This window comes from Paenibacillus illinoisensis NBRC 15959 (assembly GCF_004000925.1).
Lineage (GTDB): Bacteria > Bacillota > Bacilli > Paenibacillales > Paenibacillaceae > Paenibacillus > Paenibacillus illinoisensis.
In genome coordinates this window covers 1079162-1091277 of sequence record NZ_BIME01000001.1, presented here as the reverse complement: position 1 = coordinate 1091277, position 12116 = coordinate 1079162, and the positions used below count along the sequence as shown (strand labels likewise).

Here is a 12116-nt window from a genome sequence, read left to right as displayed (position 1 = left end):
GTCATCCTTTAAAATAGGGCTTAAGGCCTTGTTTTGAAGGATGGCGATTTTTTTATATGAAACGTTAGCCATATCCATTACGTTGTAAGTAGTAAGGAAATAATTCCAGTGAAAGGAGAGAACACCACATTTATGTACAAAGAATTGAATGAACAACTGGCTGTGCTCAAGGAAAAGGGGAGAATTTACGAGAAATGGAACAATCGCCTGGAGAAGTTGAACCAGGAAGAAGCCGAGTGGAAGGCGAAAGTACAGCGGCGCCTGGAGCATCTCCAGAAGGAGCAGAATGATGTGGACCGGCTGAATGGCATGACCTTATCTGCATTTTTCTATAATTTGATTGGCAAAAAGCAGGAGAAGCTGGAGAAGGAAGAACTCGAATTAATGGAGAGTAAGGCTGGGTATGATACAGCATGCCAAATGTTACAAGACATTCATGAGCAGAGGAAAGAAGTGCAGCGCGAACTGGATGAGCAGAGTAAATATCGATTCTGGGAAAATGATTACAAGGTGCTGTGGGGCAAAAAGGAAAATCAACTGCTGGCGAATCACGATGAACTTAGGCAATTGGCAGAGGATCTGGAGCATTTACGCGGAGAAATGAAGGAACTTAAGGAGGCAGACCGCGAAGGAGAACGCCTGCTCAGTGCACTGGGCCGTGCGGGGGATGCGCTCAAGTCTGCAGGGAATTGGGGAATATACGACATGATGGGCGGAGGTATGATATCCACTCATATCAAACGCGGTCGTATGGATGACGCTCAATCTGCCTTAACGGAAGCGGGAAGACATTTGAAGCGATTCCAGAAGGAGCTTGAAGATGTGAAAATGGCAGTACACGCTGATCTGGAGCTTGGGGGATTATTATCCTTTGCAGATTATTTCTTCGATAATCTCTTTGTGGATTGGATGGTGCAAGACAAAATCCGAAAAGCCGAATCCCAGGTGGAGGATGGCCGTCTTACCGTCCGTCGTACATTACATGTGTTAAAAAATGAAATTCGTGATCATGAGAGGGAAGTAACCCAAATCGAGCAGCAATATCGTCAGTATGTGGAGCAGGCTGATTAAGGTAGATGTCCAGTTAGGAGAACATGATAGGGTAAAAAAAAGATGCCAGACAGCGATGTGAGCTGTTGCTGGCATCTTCCTATATTCCTGAAGTTTATAAGGGTGATTACTTGGTTGTGATGTATGAAGCGAGCAGTCTGGCTGTATTCAGAACGGCATCCTTGTGCGTGCGCTCCATCGAATGGGACGCATGTACCCCAGGGCCAATCAGTGCAGCACGAATGTTGTTTCCACCTCGCAAGGCAGCACTGCCATCTGAGCCGTATTGAGGATAAATATCAACGACATAATCGAGATTTGCTTGCTTGGCAAGTTCAATCAGGCGACTCGTCATGTCATAGTCATATGGACCTGAGGAGTCTTTGGCGCAGATGGATACATCCGTTTCTTTACAGCTGAGATCGTCACCCATTGCCCCCATATCTACGGCGATCAATTCACTGATCTCGGACGGGATATATGAGGCGCCATGTCCAACTTCTTCGTAATTCGAAATAAGCAGAGAGACGTTATGTAGAGGTTTCCAGCCTTCCCGATAAGCAGATTCCAAAATGCCGAAAAGGGCAGCTACACTAGCTTTGTCATCCAGATGACGTGACTTGATATAACCGCTTGGCGTAATAACCGCACGTGCATCGAAAGAAATAAAGTCACCGACGCCGATACCGAGTTCAAGAACATCTTCCTTGGATGAAACCACTTCATCAATACGAACTTCCATATGGCTTTCCTTACGCTCAAAGGTACGGGCATCAGGGTAGACATGAACCGAAGGGTGCAGGGAGAGAATCGTACCGGTATATGTTTTGCCATCCCGTGTGTGGATCGTGCAATACTCGTTTTCAATACTGTGCATGGTGAATCCACCCACAGAGGTTAGTTTGAGCGTACCGTAAGAAGTGATGGAACGTACCATCGCGCCTAGCGTATCCACATGTGCACTGAGTCCAATAGTCTTGGAGGCATCCTGCCCAGGCAAAGTGAGTACCGCTCCGCCTTTGTTATTTAATTCAAATGAAATATTCAATGATTGTGCTTCTTCCCGGATCATCTCGATAATGTGGTGTGTGTAGCCACTTGGACTCGGAGTATCCAGCAGCCTTTTCAGAAGGTCCAGGACGTAGGATTCATTAATTGTAAAATTCATATAGAGATTCCTCCTCATAATCAGTGTTCCCAAACAAGAATACAGCCTGTCTGGTCGAATGGGACATCCATTCCTTATGCCAGCAGGCTGCTTGTTCTTCTTACAACGAATCTGCAGAATTTCCTTTGCGTTGCTGACTCTGGATGGAATCCGTCTCAGCCAAGCGATCCGTTTCAGTTGTTTCGAAGGCTTCCATTGTCGCGGTGGAACCCGGTGAAGAATAGCTCGAAGCCGTGTTCTCCAATTCGGTTACACGCAATTTCAATTGCTTGTTCTCACGCTGCAATCGATACTGACGGAAAATGCCATAGGATCCGACAATGATTCCACCAATCAGGGTACAGCCCAGAATCAGCAAAATCAGGGGGATTTGAACCGTGTTAAACAGCAGGTTAACCTGCACGGAATCCACATTAATAACAGCGAAGATTCCGGTAAGAAGTGCAAAAACAAGACCTGCGATGAGGGTCCATTGCATTTTCATGGTGGTGCCTCCTTGTTGAACAATTCAGGAATACGAATGCATTACCCCAAAGAAGGCGCTGTGCATCTGGCTTGATTATAAAATCCCTTGCCCGAAATGGGCAAGGGATGCAGGTCGCATGTAACAGAGAGACAACTTTATTTAGTCAATTGTTCCATCTGTTCAATCAATTCTTTGAAGACACTCATGGCTTCGCGAATTGGCTGTGGAGAAGACATATCCACGCCTGCTTTTTTTAGAATATTGATGGAGTAGTCACTTCCACCACTCTTGAGGAAGCCAAGATAACGGTCTACCGCAGGCTGACCTTCTTCGAGAATCTGTTTGGAGAAGCTCGTTGCTGCAGAGAACCCGGTTGCGTATTTGTAAACGTAGAAGCTGTTGTAGAAATGGGGGATACGTGCCCATTCCATCTCAATATCCTTATCCACAGCCATGCTGTTTCCATGGTATTGGACATTGAGGTCGTAATAAATTTCAGACAGCAGCTGCGGTGTAAGGGCCTCACCCTGTTCAGCACGCTCATGAATGATTTTCTCAAATTCGGCAAACATCGTTTGACGGAACACAGTTGTACGGAATTGATCTGCATAATAGGTCAACAGATACAGTTTTTCCTTCGGATCCGTGGATTTGTTAAGCAGGTAATCCATCAGCAATGCCTCATTGGTTGTGGATGCAACCTCTGCCAGGAAGATGGTGTACTGTGCATCCCGATACGGAAGGGTAGTATCCGAATAATAGGAATGCAGAGCATGACCCATTTCATGTGCCAGTGTAAACATGCTGTTCAGATTGTCTTTATGGTTAAGCAGGACGTATGGGTGTGTGCCGTATGCACCCCAGCTGTAAGCACCTGAACGTTTGTTTTCGTTCTCATATACGTCAATCCAGCGGTCATCATATCCAGCCTGCAATGTATTCGCATAATCCTCGCCCAGCGGTTTCAAGCCATCTTTGACGGTCTGTTTCGCTTCTTCATAAGTGATGTCCATTTTATACTCATCAACCAGAGGAGCGAACAAGTCATACATATGCAATTGATCCACACCGAGTAATTTTTTGCGCAGATCCATATAACGGTGCAGGAGCGGGAGGCTTTCATGAATAGTGTCCACCAGGTTGGTGTAAACCTCTGTTGGAATGTTGTCACCATACAGTGACATTTCCATTACGGAAGGGTACTTCCGGACATTCGCATAGAACATGTTTTTGGTGACATTGGCATTCAGGGCTGCAGCGATCGTGTTCTTCTGTTTGGCGTACGTTTCATACACCGCTTTGAAGGCACGTTCGCGAACTTCGCGATTAGGGTTCTCCAGGAATTGAATGTAACTTCCGTGGGTAAGCTCCACTTCGTTGCCGTGTTCATCCTTAATTTTCGGGAACTTGAGATCAGCATTATTCAGCATGCTGAAGATGGTTTGCGGCGCTTGGGACAAGTTGCCCACCTGTGCAAGCAGGGCTTCTTCCGTTTTGCTCAAGACATGCGCCTTCTCACGTTTCATCTCTTCCAGTGTGAACTTGAATGCAGACAGTTTCTCATCTGCAATGAATGCATCCAGCTGATCATCCGGCAGAGAGAGGATTTCTGGTGTGACAAAGGAAAGAGCTTCTCCGACACGCACACTCAGCTTTTGCGCTTTTTGGGACAGGTTTTGGTATGTAGGATTAGCTGTGTCTTCATCTTGGTGCATGCGTGCATACACAAAAAGGCGTTCAATTTTGAGACTTACCTCATCTTCGAGTTCAAAACATGCCTTAAGAGATTCCGGCTTGTTCAGCTTACCTTGAAATTCGGAGGCTTTCTTGGTCAGAGACGTTACTTCTTCGTATTCCTGATCCCAGGCTTTTTGATCGGCGAACAAATCTTCGAGTTTCCACGTATGTTCTGTTGGCACCTCGGAACGTTTCAATAATTGACTCATGGGAATCCTCCTTTGATGAAGTTGATGTATAGACCAATCTGCTCCCGTCTCGCTCGCTTGTGCGGAGAGAGACGAAGGAATCAGACTGAGTACTAGTATGACAAACAGTGATTTTCGATATTTCAACGGCCTTCCTCCTGACTATACGAGCAATTCGGTATAGTATGGCCTCGGACCGGTTGAAATATTTGAGAGCACTAGGCTCCCATGTTGGCCAGGAAATAGACGATCAGGAAAAAAGCAAAACAGATAAGCAGTGTGGCTATAAGGGCCATTCCCCGTCGCAGTCGATCCGGGATGGAACTGCGTCCCAGAATAAGCACAACTCCCAGTGAAAAGGCAAGGATAATGAAGATGACAACATTGCTTGAGTCAAGCGTCATTCATTACACCTCTTTGAAAGCAGCCATCAGCTGACGCCATTCATCCTCGCGGTTCTCGAAATCGGCTTTTGGAAAACGGCGCTCAGCCCAGTGCATCAAGGCAGGGCGGCTGAGAAACGTATGGCATTCTTCGCCCCATTCCTCTGAAATTTCACGGAGTACGAGGTATTTGCCTTGTACTTCTACCGTCATCATATTCCACTTGTCTCTTTTGTATATTTCATGTTTTTTAATCATAGATAGTCTCCAAACTTACGGTTTTGGTAAAATGATACCGTACCCTACGTTTCAAAGCAAATTTTTTCCGCATTTATTGAAAAGATAAATTGCAAAGTGGAAAGTCATACAGTATAATGAGGGTATTCGCCATAGATGGCGATATTTTTAGGAGGTTGTTCATTTGAAAGGTACAGTTAAATGGTTTAACGCAGAAAAAGGCTATGGCTTTATTTCAGTTGAAGGCGGCGAGGACGTATTCGTACATTTCTCCGCAATCCAAGGCGACGGCTTTAAAACATTGGAAGAAGGTCAAGCGGTAGAATTCGAAATCACTGATGGAAACCGTGGTCCTCAAGCAGCTAACGTAATTAAATTGTAAGATTTTTCCGTTCGACGGATTTCTTATAAATGATTGGCTTCTAGCTGAATATAAAGAACCCAAGCACAGTCCCCCTACGGAGACTGTGCTTTTTTGTGTTCATTGATATAAAAGAGAGCGAGGTGCGATCATTGTGCACGTTTGGTCATGCTGGATAACAGCTTCAGGATGAAACCAAGCAGTGCAGCGAGTGAGAAGGCCATGGCTGTGAGGTAGAAGACCTGTCTGCCTGCATGATCCAATATCAACCCGCCAAAGGTTCCGCTGAGCAGACCTGAGGCACTTGACCATACGATGGTGAACAGGGCCATACCTGTCGCACGATACGCATCTGGTACAAGGCGGGTAATATAACGAACGGCTGTTACATAGAAAATGCCAAAGGTGACGCTATGCATGGTTTGAATGGCCACAACAGCCGCTGGTGTATCCGATACAGACATCAGAAACAAACGAAGGGTATACATAAGTGCAGCAAAGGTGAGTAACGGAAGCTCTTTGTACCGATTGCCATACTTGCTGAGCAGCAGGAATATAGGAATTTCACTCACGGAAGAGATGAGCAGCGACCAGCCGATCAGACCTTCACTGGCACCGAGATCCTTCAGCGTGATGGTGAGAAAAGCTTCGTTCATCCGATGCCCTAATGCCAGCAGGAAGACACATCCGAAAAAGCTCAGCACATCTCTGCGTTTCAGGATTGCCCAGAGCCCGGAGAGCTCCATTTTACTACTGCTTCCAGAGGGTTCATTCTGATCCTGCAACCGGAAACCAATCAGAAGTGTCATGGCCGCAAGTGTAACGCACACCCACATCGTCCACCCGGGTCCAAAAGAACCAAGAAAATAACCAATGCTTAATGCAAAAAAAGCATAGCCAATGGAGCCGAAAACTCGAATGGACGTAAAATTTCGACCGTATTTGCTTGCAGTGGTAATTGCCATCGTATCGGCAAGCGGGTAGACCGGATAATAGAAAAAGTAAAATAACGTCACCAAGATAAATACTTGGCCAAAGGACGTCGCATTGGCGAGCATGACGCCTGTAATTAATTGTCCGCCGAGCAGAATGATCATGACTTTGCGAACCGTTTTGTAGCGGTCACTGGCCATACTCCAGAACATGTTGGAGAATACGGAGACAAGTGGACCGATACCGTACAAGTAGCCAATCTCGGCCCGGCTGAATCCCAGATGACTGAAGTAGAGCTGGAGATAGGATACCACCAGCACGGTCGAACCGAAGATTGTAAACATAAGTGCCCGCAGCCAGTTTTGATCCGGGCGAGCGTTGTGACTTAATTTCATGTTGAGAGACTCCATTCTTCATTACATTTCAGTATTTAGCCTTTAAGTGAAGATGACTTGCGGGACGGTGGGGCAGACATGGAAGGTTCCTTCTGCGTGCGCCGGATGACGAGCCATACAATGATCAGTTCTGCCAGCAGACCTAGTGACTGGGCGACTGCACCAATCATGCCGTTCCAAGCCGGGAAGATGCTAACCAGAATGAGCAGGACGATCACGGTACAGATTGCATTGGCTGACTGGGAGCGGAACATCGTTTTGGTCTGTCCCCGCAGCAGGAGTAGCCCATTGCTGAAATCAAGAAAAGGCGAAATCAGCGGAAATAGCACAAAGGCACGCAGCGTCCACAAACTTTGCTGCAGCAGGTTTCCTTGAACACTCATTACATTTTCCAGTACCCATGGACCTAGAGGCGTATAGGCTATGGTTGCTGTCATGGCAAAAGGAATAAATCCGGTCACCAGTGCGAATTTTTTCACCAGTTTAGCATCAATCTCATAGAAATTAAGCACAATTTGATGGATGTAGGTGAAAAAGCTTAACATGAGCTGCATCAAACTGCTGGCTACAGCAAAAGAAGAGATGGCCAGTGCAATACCCGTCGTTTTGCCAAGCACGATATTAATGACAGGTCCGATGAACAAGGCGACAAAACTGGATAACAGCAGCGGTTTGTAGAAGCGGAAAACGTCTCCTTTGTTTTCGACAGGATGATCCTCCAGCTTGGCTGGCATGTTCCGCTTGATGCTGTTTCCCTCAAGAAAACTGACGAGCGCTTCAATCATCATCCCTGCCGCAAAAATGATAGCGCCTACACGACCACTGTTAATACTGTCTGTATAGATGAAATACAAGGATAGGCCATACATGCCTCCAAGACGGAATAACATGCCTATCGTCAGCCATTTGGTCCGATTATTCGTAATGATAATGCCTTGATAGATATTGCGAATGACCGAGAAGATACTGACGTACATCAGGATTTCGTAGACATCAATTACTTTGGACAATAAATCGGGACTCACGCCGAACAGATATTTAAAAACCACTGTACCAATGGGAGAGTATACGATCAAGAATCCGATCAGCAGTACACAGGCGAGAAATATTTTGGTGACGAAAGTGAGGGCCTGAAAGGACAGGCGGTCCCGAACCAGCGCAGAACAGGTTTGCCGCAGCAGTGTGGAGGGGCGTTCCGTAAGGGTCAGCAGGCTGCCTGCAATGGCGTAGCTGGCAATGACCGTCTCCGGATGGGCGGATCTGGCGAGTGTACTATTAATAATTACGTGAGAAATGGTAACCAAAGAGGCGGATATGCCGAGCGGTACAAAAAAAGCAAATAACCGTCTCCACGAGAGAGGCTCACTTGACATCATGTCAACGACTCCTTTGATGGATGAAATATGCTTAGTATATCACAAAGGCTAGTTGGCGGAAGCGATTTTTTCCCGTGATTATGCGGTAGATCATTTGTACAATTAAGGGGTTCATATTATAATGGGATTGGTTAAAAATCGCTCTAATACGTATTCAACCAAGTGGAGGCACATTTATTTTGAGCCAATCTAATCAAAGTCGACATCAATATCCGCGGGGACCGCTGGAATTGATGAGAAGGGTGTATAAGTACACCATTCCGGAAACGCGGAAAGAACTGGCTGAGTGGAGAGCTAAGGCTGAGAAAATTCCGAATGAGGAATTGCGCAATCAGGCTCTGGCTAGTCTCAAGGACAAACAGTTTCACTGTGAGGGTGGAACGGTTTATGCTATGCCCGATATGCCTAAGAGGCACATCTTGATTCCGCTCATCGTTTCTTATCAAACCATTAGTGATTATTTGGACAATCTGTGCGACCGCAGCACATCGATGGACCCGAATGATTTTCGGCTTCTCCATCAATCCATGCTTGATGCGGTAGATCCCGAAGCAACACCGGTCAATTATTATGCGCTCCGTGAGGAGCAGGACGATGGTGGATACTTACGGAATCTGGTGACGACATGTCAGGAGCTCACACGTCAGCTGCCTGGATATGCGTCCGCCAAGCCTCAAATTCAGGATCTGGCAGGCCTATACACGGACCTGCAGGTATATAAGCACATCAAACCGGAACTGAGAGAAACGGCACTGCTCGAGTGGTGGGCAGAGCATCGCCACCGTACACCTCAGTTCCGTTGGAACGAATTTGCCGCCGCTACCGGCTCTACGCTGGGCGTATTCATGCTGTTTCTGGCTGCGAGTGATGATCAGCTGACTGAAGAGCAGGCGGCCTCAATCCATACTGCCTATTTTCCGCATGTATGCGCATTGCACATTATGCTCGATTATTTAATCGATCAGGATGAAGATCGTATCGGTGGAGATCTCAACTTCTGCAATTATTACGAAAATGTGGAGACGATGCTAGACCGCATTGCTTTTATTGTGGAGATGGCCCGCAGTGATGTGCAGAATATTCCGGGAAGTGCTTTTCACCGGATGATTATCGAAGGACTGCTTGCCATTTACCTGTCTGATCCCAAAGTCAGCGAACAGCAGGAAGTTCGCGCCATATCCAAGCGTTTGATGAAGAAGAGTCCAATGACCAGAGTTTTTTTCTTTATCTTCAGTCGCTGGATTCGCAAGCATATGTAAGTCAGGCGCTTTGTTGCGGAAGCCTGAAGTGAAACTAGAGGAGGAAGAAACATCATGACAGCAGTAAAAAAAATCGCAGTTTTAACGAGCGGTGGTGACTCACAAGGAATGAACGCGGCTGTTCGTGCGGTCGTTCGCAGCGGACTGTTCCACGGTCTTGAAGTATACGGTGTTCAACGCGGGTACCAAGGTCTGTTGAACAACGATATATTCCCAATGGATCTGCGTAGTGTAGGTGACATCATTCAGCGCGGGGGAACGGTTCTGCAATCCGCCCGTTGCAAAGAGTTCTATACTGCTGAAGGTCAGCAAAAGGGAGCCGATATCCTTCGTGCACGCGGCATCGATGGTCTGGTTGTAATCGGTGGGGACGGCTCCTACAATGGTGCCAACAAACTGAGTAAACTCGGTATCAATACAATGGGTCTTCCGGGAACCATCGACAACGATATCTCGTTTACGGATTACACGATCGGGTTCGATACAGCAGTAAGCGTTGTGGTAGATGCAGTCAACAAACTGCGTGATACCATGTCTTCCCACGAACGTTCTTCCATCGTTGAAGTTATGGGCCGCCACTGTGGTGATATTGCGCTTCATGCCGGACTGGCTTCGGGTGCAGAAACGATTCTGGTGCCTGAAGTTCCATTTGACATGGATGAAGTGGCAGACCGGATGAAAGCCAACTTCGCACATGGCAAACGCCACAGTATCATTATCGTTGCCGAAGGTGTTGGCAAGGGTGAAGATGTGGCCAAAGAACTGATGGAACGCTGCCCGACATATGAGCCGCGTGTAACCGTACTGGGTCACATTCAACGTGGCGGTACGCCGACTCCGTTTGACCGCAACCTTGCCAGCCGTCTGGGAGACTTTGCTGTGCGCAGCCTGATCGCGGGAGAGACCGACAAGGGGTGTGGCATTATCAAAGGTGAGCTTGTTCTGACAGACATCGATAAAGTCGTTAACACCAAAAAGGATTTCGATATGAACACCTACGAGCTTGCACAACGTTTATCTCAATAAACAACAAGCAAAAGAGCACAGCGCCGTCTAAACGGGCTGTGCTCTTTTTTGTATGAATCAACATTATGATCTGTTTGCATTATAACGATCGGTTTATTGGGATTGCTTAATCATGCGAATGGCGGCTTTCCGCTGAACCAGGAACAGCCTCCATAGTAGTGCTGTAGCACCGACCGCGAGGCCGGCAATCAAGCCGATCCAGTATCCAAAAGCGCCAAGTGCTGTATACGTAGCTGTAATGTACCCCACTGGAAGACCAATGATCCAATAAGCCACAAACGTAATGATCAGTGCAGGATTAACGTCTTTGTATCCCCGAAGAGCACCCTGAGTCGGTGTTGCAATGGCATCTGAAATTTGAAAGAAGATGGCGTATATCAGGAAATGCTGAGTCAACGCAATGACCTCTTGCTCGTTTGAATACAACCCTGCAATCTGTTCCCCGAACACGAGCAATACGACTGCAGTGAGCAGCGAGAGTACAATAGCTCCGCCGATGCCAAGCAAGCTGTACTGTTTGGCATCTTTCAATCGTCCTGCACCCGCCTCGTAACCGACCAGGATGGTGAGGGCCATACATATGCTCACTGGCAGCATGTACAGCGTAGAGGCGAAATTAAGAGCAGCCTGATGCGCAGCAATCGTGATGGTATCAAATCGGCTCATCATTAATGTAACGGCTGCAAAGATTGACGTTTCAAAAAAAGTAGCGAACCCGATGGGTACCCCGATTTTGAGCAATTCTTTCCATTTGCCCAGCGATATGCCGGAGAGATGGCGGAACACGCCATACTGGGCGAAGGGTTCAATCCGGTGAACAAAGAAGATGCTGATCAAAAAAATGATCCAGTATGTACACGCGGTAGCGACGCCTGCACCCACACCTCCCAGCTGGGGGAAACCCCAACGTCCGAAGATGAGCAGATAATTCAGCAAAATATTAACCGGAAGTGACACTAACGTAATTAACATGGTTATTCGTGTCTGTCCAAGTGCATCCATAAAACTGCGCAGCACGGTATATCCGAACAGTGGAATGATGCCAAAAGCCAGTGCGCTTAAGAAATAAAGAGCTACCCGGGCAACCCGTGGCTCCAGGGGCATCCCGTTCAGAATGGGGGTAAGTACCACGGCTCCGATGGCCAGAACGGCTAGGCTCACCGCGATGCCCAGATAGAGTGCCTGGATCACACTGTGGCCGATCTGATCACTGCGCTTGGAACCCAGCAGGTGGGATACCACGGGGGTGATTCCGATAAGAATACCGCTAAGCCCGGTTTGTACCGGCATCCACAGACTCGTGCCAATAGCTACACCAGCGAGATCCGCAGGGGAAAACTTGCCTGACATATTGGTGTCGAAGAAAGACATGGCAGACAGGGCAATTTGTGTTGTGAATATGGGTAGAAATATGATCAGGAATTGCTTTACTTTTTGCGAAAAACGGGTGGTTGTCATGTTCACTTGAAGTGCCTCGCTATTCATAAGAATGATCATCAAACTATCATACGACAGCTATTCATTGTAGTGGATTTTG

General features: G+C 47.2%; 12 protein-coding genes. 4 read left to right on the top strand and 8 right to left on the bottom strand.

The window, feature by feature from the left end; genetic code table 11:
* Window positions 1–132 precede the first annotated feature (132 nt).
* A complete protein-coding gene (locus tag PIL01S_RS04640; RefSeq protein WP_127536455.1) occupies window positions 133–1071 on the top strand; it encodes a hypothetical protein in 939 nt (312 codons plus the stop codon).
* A 106-nt stretch (window positions 1072–1177) separates the two neighbouring features.
* Here PIL01S_RS04640 and PIL01S_RS04635 read toward each other — a convergent pair whose 3' ends face one another.
* From PIL01S_RS04635 to PIL01S_RS04615, 5 genes are all read right to left on the bottom strand, one after another.
* Complete coding sequence (locus tag PIL01S_RS04635; RefSeq protein WP_127536454.1) at window positions 1178–2218, bottom strand: M42 family metallopeptidase; 1041 nt, start codon at window positions 2216–2218, stop codon at window positions 1178–1180.
* Between the two features lie 100 nt (window positions 2219–2318).
* Complete coding sequence (locus PIL01S_RS04630) at window positions 2319–2702, bottom strand: LapA family protein (protein WP_127536453.1); 384 nt, start codon at window positions 2700–2702, stop codon at window positions 2319–2321.
* A gap of 137 nt (window positions 2703–2839) precedes the next feature.
* A complete protein-coding gene (gene pepF / locus PIL01S_RS04625; RefSeq protein ID WP_127536452.1) occupies window positions 2840–4630 on the bottom strand; it encodes an oligoendopeptidase F in 1791 nt (596 codons plus the stop codon).
* 197 nt (window positions 4631–4827) lie between these two features.
* Window positions 4828–5013 carry a hypothetical protein gene (locus tag PIL01S_RS04620; RefSeq protein ID WP_095288025.1) on the bottom strand — a complete coding sequence of 62 codons (186 nt, stop codon included), beginning with the start codon at window positions 5011–5013 and terminating at the stop codon, window positions 4828–4830.
* A gap of 3 nt (window positions 5014–5016) precedes the next feature.
* Window positions 5017–5250, bottom strand: a complete 234-nt coding sequence (locus PIL01S_RS04615; RefSeq protein ID WP_095288024.1) for a hypothetical protein — start codon at window positions 5248–5250, stop codon at window positions 5017–5019.
* Window positions 5251–5413: 163 nt separating this feature from the next.
* On the opposite strand from PIL01S_RS04615, the gene PIL01S_RS04610 reads away from it, so the two are divergent.
* On the top strand, window positions 5414–5611 hold the full coding sequence (locus PIL01S_RS04610; protein WP_095288023.1) for a cold shock domain-containing protein: 198 nt from the start codon (window positions 5414–5416) through the stop codon (window positions 5609–5611).
* Between the two features lie 128 nt (window positions 5612–5739).
* Here the strand turns inward: PIL01S_RS04610 and PIL01S_RS04605 are convergent, their stop codons facing one another.
* A complete protein-coding gene (locus PIL01S_RS04605; RefSeq protein ID WP_127536451.1) occupies window positions 5740–6918 on the bottom strand; it encodes an MFS transporter in 1179 nt (392 codons plus the stop codon).
* Between the two features lie 35 nt (window positions 6919–6953).
* Entirely contained in the window at window positions 6954–8294 is a 1341-nt protein-coding gene (locus PIL01S_RS04600; RefSeq protein ID WP_127536450.1) for a polysaccharide biosynthesis protein, read from the bottom strand.
* Between the two features lie 233 nt (window positions 8295–8527).
* Between PIL01S_RS04600 and PIL01S_RS04595 the strand changes: the two genes are divergently transcribed.
* Together PIL01S_RS04595 and pfkA are read left to right on the top strand one after the other, a co-directional pair.
* Window positions 8528–9553: a tetraprenyl-beta-curcumene synthase family protein gene (locus PIL01S_RS04595; RefSeq protein WP_127536629.1), complete on the top strand. Its 1026-nt coding sequence runs from the start codon at window positions 8528–8530 to the stop codon at window positions 9551–9553.
* A gap of 54 nt (window positions 9554–9607) precedes the next feature.
* Window positions 9608–10579 carry a 6-phosphofructokinase gene (gene pfkA, locus PIL01S_RS04590; protein WP_127536449.1) on the top strand — a complete coding sequence of 324 codons (972 nt, stop codon included), beginning with the start codon at window positions 9608–9610 and terminating at the stop codon, window positions 10577–10579.
* 93 nt (window positions 10580–10672) lie between these two features.
* Here the strand turns inward: pfkA and PIL01S_RS04585 are convergent, their stop codons facing one another.
* The gene (locus tag PIL01S_RS04585) at window positions 10673–12037 is read right to left on the bottom strand and encodes an MATE family efflux transporter (protein WP_127536628.1); all 1365 of its coding nucleotides are present in this window, start codon (window positions 12035–12037) and stop codon (window positions 10673–10675) included.
* Window positions 12038–12116: the final 79 nt, after the last annotated feature.